Genomic DNA, 18,710 nt, shown 5'->3' on the forward strand with positions numbered 1-18,710 from the left:
TTACTTAAATTACTGGCTTTTGCTTGCCCCCTTACTGCCGTTATTGCTTCCAGGGGAGGCTGAACTACCATTTTTCGCAGATTTTGCAAGTCCTGTCGATGCGGATTTATGCTGAGATGCAGCATTTTTATCGGAAGAATTACCCTTAGATCCGCCTTTTTCAGCAGTTTTTGAGGCACTCGCTGGAGGACACTTAGCAGGTTTAGCGCCTTTAGCCCCCTTAACAGGCTTTGGACATTTAGCTGGAGGTGGAACTGGTTTTTCCAAGCTAAGACTAGCGTTGTCAGCCATGGCAGAAGACACATCGCCTAGTCGTCGACTTGTTTTCGGAATTAATACAGTAGAGCCGGCACGTATGCGCATCCCTCTAGGTATGCCATTAATTTCCCTTAAAGTATCCACATCCACGCCCAAAGTTTTCGCCGCCTGGTCAACACTTTCTGTTTTGGCAATTTGCACCGCCGTCCACGAAGATAGTGGCTTGGTGTATTGCTTTAGATTGTCTTGAAAGATCTCTGCATGGGCGAACGGCAACAGAATTTGCTGATTAGCGTTGCTCAAAATGACGGGTTTATTAAAAGATGGATTCAGGCTATGAAATTCATCTGTAGGTATTTCTGCTAACTTAATTACTAATGCCACATCAATGTCACTACCCACATCCACAGCCACAAAGTATGGGTGATTTTCAAGATCAGGTAAAACAATTCCGTAAGCCTGAGGATCTAAAACGATTTGTCGATAAGCCATCAACTTCGGAACGTAATTACGGGTCTCACGCGGCAAGGTCAAGCTCTCATAATCGGCTGGCAAGCCTGCGGCAATATTACGCTTTTGAGCTTTCGAAATATTTCCAGCGCCCCAGTTATAGGCAGCGAGTGCAAGCTCCCAGCTGCCAAATTGGTTATTAAGGCGCTGCAAGTAATCTAATGCTGCATCAGTCGACTGCACAACATCTCGACGCTCATCCCTAAAAACGTTTTGCGTTAAGCGAAAATCTTTGCCTGTGGCAGGCATAAATTGCCATAGTCCAACTGCTTTAGCACTGGATTTAGCATTTGTTACGAAAGCGCTCTCAACAAATGGCAGGAGCGCAATTTCTGTGGGCATATTACGAGCGTTGACTTCCTGAACGATGTAAAACAAATATCGCGAGGAACGTGTCATGGAGCGATTAACATAATCAGGCCTAGCAGCTAACCAACGCACCTGCTCTATTTCAAGCGGAGTATTCAGTGGTTCCATTTGAAAACCATCACGTATACGGATCCACAAGTTATCAGAAGGCGCATAGACCTTGCTCACAGATTGATTTTTGAGATTAACCCTTGTAGCCCTGGAAGCCTTTGTATTGGCTTTTGTTGGAGTGTCCGAAGACCACTCTCCAGTGCTCGCACATCCGCTTAACAAAGCAGCAATGAATATTGCTGCATACATCATTCGCATCAGAAACGATCTTTCCAAGCGCGGATAACGGCTAGTACATGCGCAGGGCTCGGCAAAGCAGTTTGACCTGAAACCTCTTTAGCCATTGCAATAACTTCTGGTTGATCGCAACGCATAAAGGGGTTGACTTGAAGCTCCTGACCAATGGTTGTTGGGAGGGTTGGTAAACCTTGCTCACGAAGTGATTTTGCTTGCTCAGACCATGAAATCAGATTGAGATTATTTGGCTCTACTGCAAGGGCAAAACGAATATTCGACAGGGTGTATTCATGAGTGCAGTAAACCAAGGTATTTTTTGGTAATGCTGCAAACTTTCCGAGTGACTCTGACATTTGAGTTGGCGTTCCCTCAAATAATCTGCCGCAGCCCGATGCAAAAAGAGTGTCGCCACAAAAAAGCATAGGCTCAACAACGTTAGCCTGCATATTTGCAAAATAGGAAATGTGACTTAAGGTGTGCCCAGGAACTTCAAAGACTTTAAAGCTTATACGAGGCTCAGAAATTTCTACCTTGTCATCCTGCATAACAACAACAGTTCTACCGGGGATGTTGTCCCCTACTGGACCCCACACGGGGATATCAGCCCCCAAGTTTTGCAACAGATTGAGAATGCCACCAGTGTGATCGGCGTGGTGATGGGTAATTAAAATTCCTTTAAGGGTCAATTTGCTTGACTTTAAATATTCAAGGACTGGCGCAGAATCGCCCGGATCAACTACTAAAGCAGAAATGCCATCGCGAATGCACCAAATATAGTTATCATCAAAAGCCGGTATTGGCCAGACCCGCAATAAAGTATTCTTATCCATACACCAATGATACCAACCCCACCCATCCCCTCTCAGATGCCTGCACCTCCCTGGAGCTCATGGGAAAAATGGCTTCAATCGCCTCCTGGACGCTATGTTCTGGACTGGGAACAACGCTGTTTTGATCAAATTGTGGCTGACGTCTTTGGTTTTCATGCCGTCCAAATTGGCCTGCCTCAAATAAACACCTTAGTTGAAAATCGGATGCCTTTGCACGCAATTCTGATTCACTCAAACGATAGCCTTACTAACGCCGCTCGTTACAACTGGCACCTGATTGAAGGCAACCCCACTGAGCTTCCGTTTGCTAATGAAAGCCTAGATTTAATTGTCTTGCCCCACGTTTTAGAGTTTGCTGCTGACCCACATCAAATATTGCGTGAAGTAGATCGAGTGCTTAGACCTGAGGGTCGCTTAATCATTTCTGGTTTTAATCCTGCAAGTCTATGGGGCGCAAGACAATACCTCAGTAGATTGATAGGCAACCCCTACCTTCCCAGGGATGGTCAATTCATTAGCCTTATTCGCATTAAAGACTGGCTGGAGTTACTCAACTTTTCTTTAGACCGCGGCCACTTTGGTTGTTATAAATTTCCATTACAAGGGGAATCTGTCATGGGGAGAATGAACTTTCTCGAAAAGATGGGAAATCGTTGGTGGCCTATATTTGGTGCAGTTTTTTTAGTTTCGGCTATAAAAAGGCAAAAAGGCATGCGCCTCATTGGTCCCGCTTCATTAGTGAGAATCCCAGCTATTCAGCAATTAACGCCTGCCGCTGAGCGAAGTAATATTCAAAAACACCTCAAAAGTAGCCGCACTAAATAGTTGCACTGAGTAGCTTCACTGAGTAACCAAGTAAATTATTGCCATGTCGCATTCAAAAGCCCATAGTCACCAACCCCACCACCCCCACATCGTGATTTACACCGATGGGGCCTGTAAAGGCAATCCTGGACCTGGAGGCTGGGGGGCAGTTTTGAGATCCGGCGGCCATGAAAAACATATTCATGGGGGTGAAAAGCTCACTACCAACAACCGCATGGAGATTTGCGCAGTTATTTATGCCTTAAAAGCCCTTAAACAGCGCAGTAACGTAGAGCTCTGGACTGACTCCCAATATGTTCAAAAAGGCGTAACCGAATGGCTTGAGGGCTGGAAAAAAAGGGGCTGGAAAACGGCCAGCAAAGATCCGGTTAAAAATGCCGATCTTTGGCAAGAGCTAGATGCCCTGCTCCCAGACCATGAAATCTCCTGGCATTGGGTTAGAGGTCATAACGGACACCCTGGCAATGAGCTGGCCGATCAGCTTGCTAACAAGGGTGTAGAGGAATTCTTGCCCTAAAGCTAGACCCCTGCTGAAGACACCTTTTAGGCCATCTTATGAGAGAATGGATCTGCCTTAAAGGCACTGAAAACAGCTTACAACCCACATAAAATCTAGAAAAACGAGACTGTGTCAAAAATAGAATCCTCACTCGATAAGGCCGTTGCCAAACTCGTGCAATTTAAAAATATAGGCAAAGCCCGCTTATGCGCACTTTGGCAAAAATATTCCCCTCAAATTGACCAACTCAAGAAATTGGATTACGCCACCGTTAAATCCTTTGCGGTGAGATTTAAATGGCGCATTTTGTTGGTCCTGATCATTCTTTATGCAGGCTCTAAAGCGTATGACTACTTTTTTCCCACCTCCGAAAAAGCCGGTGGCCCTGTAACAATTACTTCTGTTGTAGTTGAAAAGAAAGATGTACCCCTCATCATTGAAGCAACGGGTACGATCGTTTCCAATAGCATTGTTGATATCAGGCCCATGGTTACCAACACAGTAGCCAAGATTGAAGTTAAGGACGGCCAAGAAGTTAAAGCCGGTGACCTACTCTTCACCCTAGATGATCGTAACGATAAGGCGAACTACGAGAAGCTCAAGGCCCTAGCCGATGATGCTCAAAAGCAATATTTACGGGCCAAGGAGCTCGTAGCAAAAAACTTTATTTCTAAGGCTGGTTTAGAAACAAGTCTTGCTAATGCCAAGTCTGCTCAAGCTGCAGCACGCTCCGCAGAGGTGCAGCTCTCTTTTGATTACATTAAGTCCCCTATTGATGGTCGCGCCGGTATTGTTAATGTGTTCCCAGGTTCCCTGGTTCAGGCTAGCAATATTGTTTCTACGACAACCAGCTCTACTGCAACCTCAAGTGTTGGCTCGATGGTGACTATTACCCAATTAAATCCAATCAACGTTCAGTTTGTAATTCCTGAAAAAGATATCCCGATCATGCTAGAAAACCAGCTTGATGGCGAAGCAATGACAGTCAAAGTGGTGGTTGGTGATAGCGGTAAAAAAACATATGAAGGCAAAGTATTGGTGATTGATAACCAAGTAGACCCTTCAATCGCTGCTGTCCGCGTTAAAGCGCAAATTCCTAATAATGACAAGACTTTATTGCCGGGCCAGTTTGCTCGCGTCTCTCTGGTGGCTAATACACTAAAGGATGCCCTGGCAATTCCTTCGCAAGCAGTCATCATTAATGCTCGCGGCAAAATGGTCTATGTTGTAGACAAAGAGGGTAAAGCCGTTTCTAAACCTATCAAAGTAGTTTATGAATACCTAGGATCAACCGTGGTTACTGGCATTGAACCAGGTGACCGAGTGGTTGTTGAAGGAAAGCAAAACCTACGACCAGGAAGTAAGGTGCGAGAGGCTAAGAACACAGCGCCAACAGCTACCCCAAGCCCGGCTGCCTCTACAACTCCACCAGCCCCAGAGAAGAAATGACACTTTCCGAGTTATGTATTCGGCGTCCGGTAATGACGGTACTGCTCTCAGTAGCAACCGTCATAGCAGGTGCTGTTGCCTACGTCAAAATTCCGGTAGCCGCTTTACCAAGCTTTAATACACCGGTGATTTCTGTCAGCGCTTCCCTGCCGGGAGCGTCGCCAGAAAATATGGCATCTGCTGTTGCATTACCACTTGAGAAAGAGTTCTCCACCATTGACGGCATTAATGTCATTAGCTCAACCAACTCTCTGGGCAGCACCAGTATTACGCTGGAATTTAATAATGATAGAGATATTGATAAAGCTGCAGTAGACGTTCAGGCGGCCTTGTTGCGTGCGCAAAAGCGACTGCCAATCGAAATGACAGTACCGCCTTCGTATCGCAAAATCAATCCGGCAGATACACCGGTATTGGTAGTGCGCATGAGCTCGCCTTCTATCAGCCTCTCCGATATCAACCAGTACGCTGAAAATCTCGTCTCACCAAACTTATCAACCATTAGCGGCGTTGCCCAAGTGCTCGTCTACGGAGCTAAGCGCTATGCCGTGCGTGTGCGCGTTCATCCAGATGCACTCGCCAATCGCAACTTAACTATTGATGACATTGCACTGGCGGTCAATAAAGCAAACTCTAATAGCCCTGTAGGTGTATTAGACGGCCCTCGTCAAGCAATCACTATTTATGCAAATCCTCAATTAGTGAGGCCTGAAGAGTTTGCTAATTTAATCGTAAGCCAAAAAAATGGTTTGCCAATCTATTTAAAAGATGTGGCAGATGTTATTGAGAGCTATGAGGATGTCAAAACCCTTGCAAGCTCCAATGGTGAGCGCTCAATTGCAGTTGCAGTACTAAGGCAACCTGGAGCAAATACGGTTGACGTGGTTAAGTCGGTAAAAGAGCTATTGCCTCAGTTGCAAAAGCAAATGCCTGAATCTATTCGTCTACAACTACTCAATGACCGCTCCCTCTCAATTATCGAAGCGATTCATGACGTTAATCTCACGCTGGCATTAACGGTTTTGCTAGTGATCTTGGTTATCTTTTTATTCCTAAAGCATGTCTCAGCAACTATTATTCCCTCAATTAGCCTTCCTATCTCGCTGATTGGCGCATTCTTCCTGCTGTATTTCATGGGATATAGCCTAGATAACATTTCCCTCCTAGGGATTACATTGGCGGTGGGGCTTGTGGTCGACGATGCGATTGTGGTTCTTGAAAATATCATGCGCTATATCGAACAAGGCATGGATCCACTCAAGGCATCCCTCAAAGGCAGTAAAGAGGTTGGCTTCACCATCATCTCTATCTCCATCTCTTTAGTAGCCGTATTTATCCCACTCTTCTTTATGCCCGGTCCAATTGGATTGCTATTTAGAGAGTTTGCGGTAGTTGTTTCCCTCTCCATTCTAGTTTCTGCAGTAGTTTCGCTAACTGTTGTGCCGATGCTCTGCAGCCGCTTCTTACCTAAGCCAGGGCAACATGCCAAAGAATATGCCATCAATAAAAAGTTTGACCGTTTCTTTGATTGGATGCTCAAGACGTATATCCACTATCTTGATCTTGCATTAAAAAACCGCAAGATTGTTTTATGGGGTGCAGTCTCTACATTCGTGATTACCATTGTGCTGTTTATAAATAGCCCAAAAGGATTCTTTCCTGAGGAAGATATTGGGCAGATTCAAGCGACTACTGAAGCCTCTGAGGATATTTCGTTTAGAGCAATGTTAGCCTTGCAGGATCAAGCGGCTGAGCTGGTAAATACCGATCCCAATGTGGCTAACTCCATCTCTGTTATTGGTGGTGGCGCAAGTTCGGGCTACAACACCGGTCGAATTTTTATCATTCTGAAGCCTAAAGGTGATCGTGAAAAGATGGCTAAGGTCATGGAAGGATTGCGCAATAAGTTCAAGCAAATTCCAGGGCTTCAGGTGTATATGCGCCCTGTCCAAAACTTGCAGCTCGGCGGCAAGAGCAGTAAGAGTCGCTATCAATTTACATTGCAAAGCGTTGGCTTTGAAGGTGTAAATGAGTGGGCCGATAAGCTCATGCAGAAAATGCGCGCCGACCCCATGTTTAGAGATGTTACTAGCGACTCCCAAATGAAGGGTCTTAACGTGAAGATCGATATTGATCGAGAAAAGGCTGCTAGCGCTGGTGTCAGCATTGCAGATATTCGCTCTGCCCTCTATAACGCCTACGGAGAAAAACAGGTCTCCACTATTTACACCCCCGTCAATACGTACTACGTCATTCTTGAAGCCGCCGTTGAGGATCGGCAATACGAAACTGATCTTAATAAAATCTTTGTACGCGGTCGCGCTACCGACAAACTGATTCCACTGTCTAGCTTAGCCACCTATACACGGACCATTGGCCCGACAGCAGTTAATCATCAAGGGCAAATTCCTGCAGTTACCCTGTCATTTAACTTAGCGCCGGATGTTTTCTTGGGTGATGCTACAAAACAGATTGAATCCTTTACTAAGGCTATTGATCTTCCGCCTTCAATCATTACCAGTTATGGCGGTGACGCTGCTGTATTTAAAAGCAATCAATCTGGTCAGTTGATCCTCATCTTCTCGGCGCTTGGTGTGATCTATATCTTGCTAGGCGTTTTATATGAGAGTTACATTCATCCACTGACTATTTTGGCCGGATTACCATCTGCTGCTATTGGCGCAATCCTCGCATTACGCATATTTGGATTTGAATTAACCATCGTTGCATCCATTGGCATTTTGCTGCTCATTGGTATTGTGAAGAAGAATGCGATTCTAATGATCGACTTTGCTTTAGATGCACAACGCAATCAAGGCATGACTCCAGAAAAAGCGGTTCGTGAGGCTTGTATCTTGCGCTTTAGACCAATCATGATGACGACTTTTGCGGCCCTGATGGGCGCCATTCCGATTGCGTTCGGCTTGGGTGCTGGAGCTGAGTTACGTCAACCGCTCGGTATTAGCGTGGCAGGCGGCCTGATTTTTTCCCAATTCGTTACGTTGATCATTACACCGGTTATTTATCTTTATTTGGACAAATACGCTGGTAATGGCCCAATGGAAATTCCACCTTCCGTTTTAGAGGGAACCTAATGCGTCAAGTCATTCTCGATACTGAAACCACTGGTCTAAATCCAGCCACGGGCGACCGCATTATTGAAATTGGTTGCGTTGAAATGGTTGGTCGTCGCTTAACCGATAGAACCTTTCATTACTACATTAATCCAGAGCGCGATATAGATGCGGGCGCTTATGCAGTTCACGGATTATCTAGAGAGTTTTTATCTGATAAACCGGTTTTTGCCAATATCGTTGAACAGTTGATTGAGTTTGTGGATGGCGCTGAAATTGTTATTCATAACGCAGCATTCGACTTGGGATTTTTGGACAATGAATTTGCTTTGCTTAAACGTCCGCCGTTCCGCAACCTCGCAGCAAAGGTTACCGATACCTTACTAGATGCGCGCCAAATGTTTCCGGGCAAAAGAAATTCGTTGGATGCGCTCTGCGAACGTTTTTCTATCAGCAATAAACACCGCACTTTGCACGGCGCTTTATTAGATGCCCAGCTATTGGCTGAAGTCTATGTGTCAATGACCAGAGGTCAAGAAGATTTATCCATTGACCTCATTGACTATACGGTTGGCACAGACTCTGCTGGCCATACTAAAGCACTACCAACCAGCCTCAAGGTGTTGACCGCTTCGGATGATGACTTGCAATGCCACGAAAAAATATTGGCTGAAATCGCAAAGGCAAGTAAAAAGGACCCCGTATGGAGTCCTTTAAGTGTTGCTGGGTAAAAGGATTAGCGGTTCATTAGATCGCTGCAGCAATCGCCTTCCCTAGATCATCCGTCTTTGCAGTGCCACCTAGATCTGGTGTTAATGGGGCATTTCCAGGGCCAGATGCCAATACTTTTTCTATTGCAGTAAATATTGCTTTGCCAGCCTCTGGATAACCAAGGTGGTCTAGCATCATCGCCCCACTCCAAATTTGACCAATCGGATTAGCGATCATTTTGCCGAAAATGTCTGGCGCTGAGCCATGCACTGGCTCGAACAATGATGGGAATTTGCCCTCGGGATTAATGCTGCCTGATGGCGCTACAGCAATCGTACCTGTACAAGCAGGACCCAAATCAGACAAAATATCTCCGAACAAATTACTTGCTACTACTACGTCAAAACGATCAGGATTCATAACGAAATGAGCCGCCAAAATATCGATATGGTATTTGTCAGCCCTAACGTCAGTAAATTTCTTGGACATCGCCTCAACACGCTCATCCCAGTAAGGCATGGTAATAGCAATACCGTTTGACTTTGTTGCAGAGGTTAAATGCTTCTTAGGGCGACTTTGCGCTAAGTCAAATGCATATTGCAAGATTCGATCAACGCCCTGTCTTGTAAAAACAGATTCTTGAATCACGATTTCACGATCGGTATCTGGGAACATCTTGCCACCAACGCTGGAGTATTCACCTTCAGTGTTCTCGCGTACCACGAAGAAATCAATATCACCGGGCTTGCGATTCGCTAATGGACAAGGCACTCCAGGAAGTAAACGTACTGGACGCAAATTGACATACTGATCAAAGCCGCGGCGGAATTGAATTAAGCTTCCCCAAAGTGACACATGGTCAGGCAGAATGTCCGGCATACCGACTGCACCAAAAAAGATTGCGTCGTACTTCATGAGGATATCGAACCAATCATCCGGCATCATCTTTCCATGCTTGAGATAGTAATCACAGCTTGCAAAGTCAAAATGGTCAAACTGCATACCGAGATTAAATTTACGATTGGCCGCCTCTAGCGCGCGAACGCCCTCTGGCATCACTTCTTTGCCAATACCATCACCTGGGATAACAGCAATCTTTGGGTTCTTGAAAATTTTCTTTGCGTTCATAATTTATGCGTCTCTTTATATTTTTGTTGAATATTAATTTTACAAATTTCTAGCTGATTGCACGACGGATTTCGTCAGGTGCCTTCTTGCTACCTTTTTCAACTGATTCACCATCGTAATCAGTGGTATTTTCGATTGTCTCTGGAACAGCTTCTAGCATCCGGATATTGTCCTTGGGGCAGATTGGTGCTCCATAACTAGCCCACTTCTTGAGCAAAGTTACCTCGTAGCCACATTGCCCACATTTAGCCTTACTTCGACTAGCATTGCTAGGCCTTGGGGGCGGGAAAACAATCGCTTGATGTGGATATGGGCCTAGTTCCTGGCTAATCATCATCAGCTTCACTGTGAGCTCTTCAGTAGCATGGGCCATTCTGGCAGGACCTTCCAGACCCACCGTTTGAGCGATTCCCTTGAAATCTTCGCCGTGACCGCTAAAACAGTCGTCAACGGCATGGCAAAGCTCATGAACCAAGGTGTCCAAGAGTTGTACGGGCTCATCCAATTTAGGAGAGATAAATATCTCATTTACACCCCCGCCTGAGCGTTCTCGCGGCCAACATTGCCCTAGAGTGGTTCTAGGACTACTGGAGGCCGGAAATCCGCATGAGACCCTGACGGGAGGGATGGCATAACCTGCTTTTGAAAAGACCAGCTCTAGATGCCTTACAGCATCTTCTAGCCAGGCTTCACGTACTGTATGTTGCTTCATCTAACTTATCTTCTATCGTCATTCTGGAACAAAAAGGCTTAAATTGCGATCATACGCCACCATAAGTAGAATGGAAAAATGAAAGATCTCGAAAGCCTTAGCGCCACCCAAGCCATCAAAGCCCTCTCTAAGAGGGAAATTAAAGCAACTGATTTACTCCTATCCTGCCTAGACCGCATAGGGCAAAAGGAGAGTGTTGTTAAGGCCTGGGCAAGCCTGGGTAAGGAAAATGCCTTGTCTCGCGCCAAACAGCTTGATAAAGGTGCCTTTCAGGGTCTATTGCATGGTCTCCCAATTGGGGTTAAAGATCTTTATGACACCTATGATTTGCCGACCTCCTATGGTTCACCCATTTACGCCAACCATTACCCAGTAGCTGATGCTGTGGCGGTTGCCCTGTTGCGACAGTCTGGTGCCATTATTTTAGGCAAAACCGTTACAACAGAATTTGCAACATTTAAGAGTGGCTTAACTACGAATCCACATAACCCAAAGCACACTCCCGGCGGATCCTCTAGCGGCTCTGCGTCTGCGGTAGCCGATTTCATGGTTCCACTGGCAACCGGCAGTCAAACTGCTGGCTCAATTATTCGCCCTGCTTCTTTTTGTGGGGTAGTGGGTTTTAAACCTAGTCATGGCAAAGTGAGTATTGCGGGAATTAAAAGTCTCTCTGTAACACTCGACACCATGGGTTGCTTTGGTAGAACAGTAGAAGATGTTGGGCTCGGTGTGGCAGCTATGAGTGGCGATCATCGACTAGCAAAAATTGAAGTCTTGCATAACAAACCCCGTATCGCCATTTGCAAAACGTCTAGCTGGCCGTTTGCACAAAAGGAAACTGCTACAGCGCTTGCAGTTGCCCGGCATGCCGCAGAGAGGGTTGCTAAAGGCACCGTAATTGATCAGAAGCTACCAAAGACATGTGATGGACTCACTCAAGCCCAAACTCGCATCATGATCTCTGAAATGTCACGCAGCCTTACTTTTGAACGAGTGCATTACGCTAAAAAGCTCAGCCCACAACTTCTGAAGCAACTTAGTGAAGGCGCTGAAATTAGCTATGAGCAATATGCAAAAGATTTGAGCCTTGCCGATAAGTCAAGGGCGGCTATGGAAGACTTATTTAATAATGAAGTTGATATCTTGATCGCTCCGAGTGCAAATGGAGAAGCGCCCCTTACCAAAGATGGCACGGGAGATCCACTTTTTTCAAGAGCCTGGACTCTTCTAGGCTTGCCTTGCATCAATATCAACGTAGGCACTGGTCCCAATGGATTGCCAGTAGGCGTACAACTCATTGCTGGTCCAGGCAAGGATCATTTCTTATTAAGTGCTGCCCGGGCATTTACATTGGCATTGCCTGACCCCACCCTGCGAGATCAGGCTTAGCCAAGTTCTTAATCAAGAGTAATGTTTGCCGCTTTGATCGCTTTTGCCCAGAAAGGAAGTTCTTTCTTAACTAGCGCATCAGTTTGGTTTGGTCCTAAGTAACGAAGTTCAACACCAGCAGCATCAGCACGCTCTTTAATTTCAGGCAGCGCCAAGCTTTGCTTTACAGAATTAGTGAGCTTGGTAACTACTGGTGCAGGAGTTCCGGCAGGCGCATAGAGGGCTACCCATGATTCCAGCTGAAATGATGGTAGACCAGCTTCAGCAGTAGTTGGTACGTTTGGCATACCAGGGTGACGATTTTTACCGGTCACAGCAAGACCCTTGAGTTTTCCGCTTTGGACGTGTTGCATTACTGAGGGTGGCGTACTAATAAATACCTGTACTTGTCCCGCCAAAACATCCTGAATGGCTGGACCAGATCCCTTGTATGGAACATGCACCATATCCACACCCGTAGTTTGCTTGAAGATTTCCGTACCAATATGCGACACAGAACCATTGCCCTGTGAGGCGTAATTTAATTTACCTGGATTAGCTTTTGCATATGCAATGAATTCCTTCAGATTATTGACTGGCACTGAAGGGTGTACTGCAATGACATTGGTTGAAACAGTCAGCAAGGCTATTGGAGAGAAGTCTTTAATAGGATCCCACGGAAGCTTATCGAATAAAGCGGGATTACCAACGTGATAACCAGAATAGGAAATCAATAAAGTATAGCCATCGGGTTTTGCTTTGGCGACATACTGATAGGCTGTATTACCGCTTGCACCCGGCTTGTTATCAACAATCACTGGTTGACCGATCACACGCGTTAATGGTTCACTCAAAAGACGTGCCGAGGTATCAACCAGCCCACCAGGTGGATTGGGTACTACCAAAGTAATTGGACGATCAGGAAAGGATTGGGCCATAACTAGGCATGAAATCCCAAACCCCAAAATTACAAGCGCACTGCGTATCACTGAATATTTTTTCATTACTGTCTCCAACCTATGATTTTTGAGTACTTATCGCTGCCCTACTTTTACGTCACCAAATACGGCTTGCGCTTCTCGAGGTAAACAACGCCAATAACGCTCATTTGCAGTAACTGTGCCACCAAGGGCTGCTGCAGCTTCCCAACCCCAGCGAGGCTTGTATAGGAATGCTCTAGCCAAAGCTATGAGATCCGCATCACCCGCCAGCAAAATGTCTTCGGCTTGCTGTGGCTCGGTAATAAGTCCAACAGTCATGGTTGGCAAACCAGATTGATCTTTAACAATCTTTGCAAAAGGCACTTGGTAGTTTGGACCAATCGCAATCTTTTGTTTTGGTGAAATGCCACCAGAAGAAATGTGTACGAAATCACAACCCAATGGTTTAAGTTGTTTTGCAAAATTCGCCGTTTCTTCTGGGGTCCAACCGCCCTCAATCCAGTCACTAGCTGAAATGCGTATGCCAAGCACACCCTGGTATGCCGCTCGAACAGCAGCAAAGAGCTCTAAGGGAAAGCGAATGCGGTTTTCAAATGAGCCGCCATACTCATCTGTGCGCTGATTGGCAATGGGGGATAAAAATTGATGCAACAAGTATCCATGAGCACCATGGAGCTCAATCCCATCAATTCCAATACGATCTGCACGTTTTGCTGATGCTACAAAATCATCGATTAGCTTTTTTAATTCAGCCTTACTTAATTCATGAGGTAAGCGCTCTCCATCTAACTGGGGGATTGCTGAGGGCGCTAGTGTTTCCCATCCACCCTGATCTGTTGAGAGTAGTTGTCCGCCATCCCAGGGAGTTGCACTTGATGCCTTGCGACCTGCATGAGCCAACTGAATAAAAACAGGGACTACAGGAGCCAATCCACGCGCGCGACTTAATTTGTCTTTCAAAGCCGATTCAGTGCGATCATCCCAAAGCCCTAGACAAGCAGGCGTAATTCGGGCCTCTGGGCTTACCCCGGTGGCCTCAATAATGAAGAGTGCTGCGCCACTATTAAGCAAGTTTCCCCAATGCATGAGGTGCCAGTCAGTGGCTTCGCCGTTATTGGCGGAATACTGGCACATTGGAGCGACAACTATGCGATTTGCTAGCTCAAGGGGCCCACGTGGGGAATTGAGGGTATAACTTGAAAATAAAAGACTCATGGAATGCCTTTAAAAGCCCAAAAATAGGTCAAAAAATACGAAAATTGCCGTAAAGCGATAGAATACTTAAAAAGCAGAATAAACGAGACAGCGAAGTCGTGCAGGCTATTTAGCTAAGCGGCTTTTTTACCAAAAACCTGAAAAATACTCACCACAAGAGATTATGAACGAACCTCAAGCCTTTGAATCAAAAGAAGATATTGGCCACTTTGTTGGCGGCAATGTAGTTGCCCCTAAAGATGGTCGCTTTGCCGATGTTTACAACCCAACCAAAGGAACTGTAGCGCGCCGTGTTGCGCTTGCCAGCCGCAAAGAGGTTGATGAAGTTGTAGCCAATGCCCAAACAGCATTTGTGTCATGGAGTCAAACCTCCCCATTGCGCCGTGCACGCATCATGTTCAAGTATCTTGAATTGCTAAACGCTTATCGCGATGAGTTGGCTGCCATTATTACAGCAGAACATGGCAAGGTATTTACAGATGCCCAAGGTGAAGTAACACGCGGTATTGAGATCGTGGAATTTGCGACTGGCATTCCTGAGCTACTCAAAGGCGACTACACCGAGCAAGTATCTACGGGTATCGATAACTGGGTTATGCGTCAGCCTTTAGGTGTAGTTGCTGGTATCACCCCATTTAACTTCCCAGTCATGGTGCCAATGTGGATGTTCCCGGTTGCGATTGCTTGCGGCAACACTTTCATTCTCAAACCTAGCCCTACCGATCCTTCCGCATCTTTATTTATGGCCAAGCTTCTTAAAGAAGCTGGTCTGCCTGACGGAGTGTTTAACGTTGTTCAAGGCGACAAAGAAGCAGTTGATGCCTTAATTGAAAATCCAGATGTCAAGGCAGTTAGTTTCGTGGGTTCCACTCCAATCGCTAATTACATCTATGAGCGCTGCTCTCACTTTGGCAAGCGCTCCCAAGCCTTAGGCGGTGCAAAGAATCACATGGTAATCATGCCTGACGCTGATATTGATAAAGCAATTGATGCTTTGGTTGGCGCTGCTTACGGCTCTGCTGGTGAGCGTTGTATGGCAATTTCTGTAGCGGTATTAGTTGGTGATGTGGCAGAGAAGATCATGCCAAAGCTGATCGAGCGCACCAAGACTCTTAAAGTTAAAAATGGTATGGAACTTGATGCTGAAATGGGTCCAATCGTTACTAAAGCGGCTCTTGAGCGCATTACTGGCTATATTGATGCTGGCGTAGCCTCAGGTGCAAAACTTCTGGTTGATGGCCGCGGACTCAAGGTTCCTGGCAACGAGAGCGGCTTCTTTATCGGCGGTACATTGTTTGACAATGTCACACCAGACATGAAGATCTATTTAGAAGAAATCTTTGGACCAGTGTTATCTTGCTTGCGCGTGGCTAACTTTACTGAAGCCTTGAATTTGGTTAATTCCTGTGAGTTTGGTAATGGAGTAGCCTGCTTTACGAGCGATGGCAATATTGCCCGTGAATTTGCCCGCCGCGTTCAGGTCGGCATGGTTGGCATTAACGTACCTATTCCGGTTCCAATGGCATGGCACGGCTTTGGTGGTTGGAAAAAGTCGATCTTTGGCGATATGCATGCATATGGCAAAGAAGGCGTACGTTTCTACACCAAGCAAAAGAGTGTGATGCAACGCTGGCCTGAGAGTATTGCTAAAGGCGCAGAGTTTGTAATGCCTACCTCTAAGTAATATCAGGAAGTGATTAGCAAAAAAGCGATCTTCGGATCGCTTTTTTATTTGCCAGGATGAAGTAAAAAATTACTGTAGCGTATTTTTAAGAGCGGGAATCATTGGCATCGAGAGCACATCAATACCCTCTTCTCGTAAGGCCTCAGCCTCATCCAAAGTAGTTTGGCCACGAATACTTCTCTCGGGAGATTCCTTGTAGTGAATTTTTCTAGCCTCATCAGCGAACGAATTGCCAACATCTTCAGAGCGCCCCATTAGCTCACGCATACCTTTCAAAAAGGCGGCCTGTACTTGAGCCTCGAGATGAGAATGGTCGCTACCAGTTAGAGCAACAACACCCCCACTATGACTTTGAGGTTCGGCCTCAGGTAAAGTTAACTCAGTAGAGCTTGATTTACCAATATGTGGAGCTGAAGGCATGCGAGTAATTTCCGTGCTGTCGCATACTGGACAAGCAATCATCCCTTTGTCCTGCTGAGCAAGGCAATCCTGCTCTGAAGCAAACCAGCCTTCAAAGCGATGGTCTAGGGGGCATGCTAAGTTATAAACTTTCATAAAACATATATAGAGGTAAAAATGCCAAATTCAATACCTCTATTTTAGTCGGGTTTGGCTAATGCCTATTAGATAGGCTTGGGAGTAACCAATCCCCGGCGATAGCGGTCTAACCAATAGGCTGAAATAGTTGTTTTGACATCGGTGATTTCGCCATCCTCTACCCATGCCAGAAGTTGGTCTATGGAAGCAGCAAACACATCTAAAAACTCTTCCTCGTCAAGATGACTCTTCCCAGGAACTAAATCTTCCGCTAAATAGATATCTATGAACTCAGTTGAATAAGAGATTACTGGATGGATACGTCTTATATAACTCCATTTTTTGGCTGTATACCCAGTTTCTTCCTCAAGCTCTCGTCGTGCACAGACTAGATGATCCTCGCTAGGATCCAGTTTTCCAGCAGGAATTTCGATACAGGTCTTGGCAATTGGATAGCGATACTGGCGCTCAAGCAGCACCCGACCATCATCCAAGATTGCAAGAATGGCTACCGCACCAGGGTGTGTTAAATATTCGCGTATTGCCTCTTCACCATCAGGCAATGAGACTTTATCTCGTTTCATGTTTAAGAAGATGCCGCCGTAAATATCTTCGCCAGATAGGCGCTCTTCACGTAAATGTTTATCACCAGTTGGCAGATCTTCAAATGATTTTTCAGTCATAGCGTCTTAGTAAGTATTCCGTCTGTTATTGATTAATCCAGCTTAACTAAATTGAATGTCATATTGATGGCATCTGAAATGATAAAGGCCCCTTACGGAGCCTTTAGAAAGATGTTGATTCTTTTAAGATCCCAGTAAGGTACGGCGCATTGCATCTAAGCAAAGACTCATTAGACCAGCAGGAACAATGCCGATAACTAAAACCAAAATGCTATTAAGGCTCAAGAGCCCTTTGGCAATGCCGGAACCAGAGACCGTGATCTCGTGCTCAGGTTCATCAAAATACATCACCTTGACTACGCGCAAGTAATAGAAGGCACCCACTAAAGAGGCCATTACAGCGATGACTGCCAAGAAGGTATGCTCGGCATCCACTAGGGCTTCTAGAACGCCCAATTTAGCTGCAAAACCAACTGTAGGCGGAATCCCTGCTAAAGAGAACATCATGACTAGACCAATAAAGGCAAACCACGGATGCTTCTTATTGAGCCCCTTTAATCCATCCAAGGTTTCGCAATCGTAGCCTTTGCGTGACAAAGCCATCAACAAACCGAAGGTGCCAAGCGTTGTCAAAACATAAGTGATCGCGTAGAACATGGCAGCACTAAACGCATGATCGTCAAATACCGACAACATGCCCAAGAGTACAAAGCCCATTTGTGCAATGGCTGAATACGCTAACATGCGCTTGATATTCGTTTGGGCAATCGCTGTGACGTTACCAACAACCAGAGATAAGACTGCTAGCAAGACCAACATTGGCTGCCAATCACCCAATAACGGTAACAAGGTATTTACTAATAAACGAAATAGCAAAGCAAAGGCGGCTAGCTTAGGCGCTGCAGCAATCATCAAGGTTACCGCTGTAGGCGCACCCTGATAAACGTCTGGTACCCACATATGAAATGGCACCACACCCAACTTAAATGCTAGACCAGCAACAATGAATACCAAACCAAAGGCCATTACCAAATGATTCACGCGTGGATCAGCAACCACCTTAAAGATCTCGATTAGATCCAAGGATCCGGTAACGCCGTACAACATAGACATGCCATAGAGCAAGAAGCCAGAAGCTAATGCGCCCAAGATGAAATACTTAATACCAGCCTCAACACTCTTCTCGCTGCCGTGGCGCATCGCTACCAAAGCATAAGTTGGCAATGCCATCAGTTCTAAGCCAAGGTACAAGGTCAACAAATTTGCACCCGAGATCAATACAAACTGACCTAGCAAGGCAAGTAAAGCTAAAACAATGAAGTCCGGACGGAATAAAGCACGATCCATTAAGTACTGTTTGGAATAAATCAAACTGACTAATACGGCGATACAAGAGCAAGCTTTCAGTAAATTTGAAAATGGATCAGATTGAAATAAACCATTCATTGCTACCAGAGCAGGATCACCCATGCGACCGATAAACATGAAAATAAGATATGCCAACAAGATGAGTGAGAAAAAATACACAAAGCCAACTCCGCGTGGAGTATGGAAAATATCTTGCTCTACACCTGGGGTAGATATCACTTTCTCCGGAACATACACACTAACAACCAGTAATAAGGAGGTTGCTACGAGTAAAACAAGTTCTGGCAGGATGGCAAATAGATCGAAGGCTTGCATATGTAC

Annotated in this window: 16 protein-coding genes; 7 read left to right on the forward strand and 9 right to left on the reverse strand. The window is 45.7% G+C overall.

Annotated elements, in window-relative coordinates:
• Positions 1-9 precede the first annotated feature (9 nt).
• Both ICN48_RS09050 and gloB read right to left on the reverse strand, forming a co-directional pair.
• Entirely contained in the window at positions 10-1,446 is a 1,437-nt protein-coding gene (locus ICN48_RS09050; protein ID WP_216153370.1) for a transglycosylase SLT domain-containing protein, read from the reverse strand.
• Entirely contained in the window at positions 1,446-2,255 is an 810-nt protein-coding gene (gene gloB, locus ICN48_RS09055) for a hydroxyacylglutathione hydrolase (RefSeq protein ID WP_216153371.1), read from the reverse strand. Before gloB ends, ICN48_RS09050 begins: the two co-directional genes overlap by 1 nt.
• A 6-nt stretch (positions 2,256-2,261) precedes the next feature.
• Here gloB and ICN48_RS09060 point away from each other — a divergent pair, with 6 nt between their 5' ends.
• The 5 genes from ICN48_RS09060 to dnaQ all read left to right on the forward strand — a co-directional run bounded on the left by ICN48_RS09060 (position 2,262) and on the right by dnaQ (position 8,833).
• Positions 2,262-3,080, forward strand: a complete 819-nt coding sequence (locus ICN48_RS09060) for a class I SAM-dependent methyltransferase (RefSeq protein ID WP_216153372.1) — start codon at positions 2,262-2,264, stop codon at positions 3,078-3,080.
• Positions 3,081-3,123: 43 nt separating this feature from the next.
• On the forward strand, positions 3,124-3,597 hold the full coding sequence (gene rnhA, locus ICN48_RS09065; protein ID WP_216153373.1) for a ribonuclease HI: 474 nt from the start codon (positions 3,124-3,126) through the stop codon (positions 3,595-3,597).
• A gap of 111 nt (positions 3,598-3,708) precedes the next feature.
• A complete protein-coding gene (locus ICN48_RS09070) occupies positions 3,709-5,028 on the forward strand; it encodes an efflux RND transporter periplasmic adaptor subunit (RefSeq protein ID WP_216153374.1) in 1,320 nt (439 codons plus the stop codon).
• Positions 5,025-8,123 (forward strand): efflux RND transporter permease subunit, encoded by a 3,099-nt coding sequence (locus tag ICN48_RS09075; RefSeq protein ID WP_216153375.1) that lies wholly within the window; start codon positions 5,025-5,027, stop codon positions 8,121-8,123. Before ICN48_RS09070 ends, ICN48_RS09075 begins: the two co-directional genes overlap by 4 nt.
• Positions 8,123-8,833, forward strand: coding sequence for a DNA polymerase III subunit epsilon (gene dnaQ, locus ICN48_RS09080; protein WP_216153376.1), 711 nt, complete (start codon positions 8,123-8,125; stop codon positions 8,831-8,833). Before ICN48_RS09075 ends, dnaQ begins: the two co-directional genes overlap by 1 nt.
• A gap of 16 nt (positions 8,834-8,849) precedes the next feature.
• Here dnaQ and ICN48_RS09085 read toward each other — a convergent pair whose 3' ends face one another.
• On the reverse strand, positions 8,850-9,941 hold the full coding sequence (locus ICN48_RS09085; RefSeq protein ID WP_216863782.1) for a tartrate dehydrogenase: 1,092 nt from the start codon (positions 9,939-9,941) through the stop codon (positions 8,850-8,852).
• A 49-nt stretch (positions 9,942-9,990) separates the two neighbouring features.
• The gene (locus ICN48_RS09090) at positions 9,991-10,653 is read right to left on the reverse strand and encodes a SprT family zinc-dependent metalloprotease (protein WP_216153377.1); all 663 of its coding nucleotides are present in this window, start codon (positions 10,651-10,653) and stop codon (positions 9,991-9,993) included.
• A gap of 78 nt (positions 10,654-10,731) precedes the next feature.
• Here ICN48_RS09090 and ICN48_RS09095 point away from each other — a divergent pair, with 78 nt between their 5' ends.
• Positions 10,732-12,042 (forward strand): amidase, encoded by a 1,311-nt coding sequence (locus ICN48_RS09095; protein WP_216153378.1) that lies wholly within the window; start codon positions 10,732-10,734, stop codon positions 12,040-12,042.
• A gap of 8 nt (positions 12,043-12,050) precedes the next feature.
• On the opposite strand, the gene ICN48_RS09100 is transcribed toward ICN48_RS09095, so the two are convergent.
• Together ICN48_RS09100 and ICN48_RS09105 are read right to left on the reverse strand one after the other, a co-directional pair.
• Positions 12,051-13,025 (reverse strand): tripartite tricarboxylate transporter substrate binding protein, encoded by a 975-nt coding sequence (locus ICN48_RS09100; RefSeq protein ID WP_216153379.1) that lies wholly within the window; start codon positions 13,023-13,025, stop codon positions 12,051-12,053.
• Positions 13,026-13,055: 30 nt separating this feature from the next.
• Complete coding sequence (locus ICN48_RS09105; protein ID WP_216153380.1) at positions 13,056-14,177, reverse strand: NADH:flavin oxidoreductase/NADH oxidase; 1,122 nt, start codon at positions 14,175-14,177, stop codon at positions 13,056-13,058.
• Positions 14,178-14,340: 163 nt separating this feature from the next.
• On the opposite strand from ICN48_RS09105, the gene ICN48_RS09110 reads away from it, so the two are divergent.
• The gene (locus tag ICN48_RS09110) at positions 14,341-15,861 is read left to right on the forward strand and encodes a CoA-acylating methylmalonate-semialdehyde dehydrogenase (RefSeq protein ID WP_216153381.1); all 1,521 of its coding nucleotides are present in this window, start codon (positions 14,341-14,343) and stop codon (positions 15,859-15,861) included.
• A 69-nt stretch (positions 15,862-15,930) separates the two neighbouring features.
• On the opposite strand, the gene ICN48_RS09115 is transcribed toward ICN48_RS09110, so the two are convergent.
• The 3 genes from ICN48_RS09115 to nuoN all read right to left on the reverse strand — a co-directional run bounded on the left by ICN48_RS09115 (position 15,931) and on the right by nuoN (position 18,704).
• On the reverse strand, positions 15,931-16,416 hold the full coding sequence (locus ICN48_RS09115) for a DUF1178 family protein (RefSeq protein WP_216153382.1): 486 nt from the start codon (positions 16,414-16,416) through the stop codon (positions 15,931-15,933).
• A gap of 68 nt (positions 16,417-16,484) precedes the next feature.
• Entirely contained in the window at positions 16,485-17,081 is a 597-nt protein-coding gene (locus ICN48_RS09120) for an NUDIX domain-containing protein (protein WP_216153383.1), read from the reverse strand.
• A 123-nt stretch (positions 17,082-17,204) separates the two neighbouring features.
• A complete protein-coding gene (gene nuoN, locus ICN48_RS09125; RefSeq protein WP_216153384.1) occupies positions 17,205-18,704 on the reverse strand; it encodes an NADH-quinone oxidoreductase subunit NuoN in 1,500 nt (499 codons plus the stop codon).
• Positions 18,705-18,710 lie beyond the last annotated feature (6 nt).

It is taken from the genome of Polynucleobacter sp. JS-Safj-400b-B2, from assembly GCF_018881975.1.
In the GTDB taxonomy this organism is placed as follows: domain Bacteria; phylum Pseudomonadota; class Gammaproteobacteria; order Burkholderiales; family Burkholderiaceae; genus Polynucleobacter.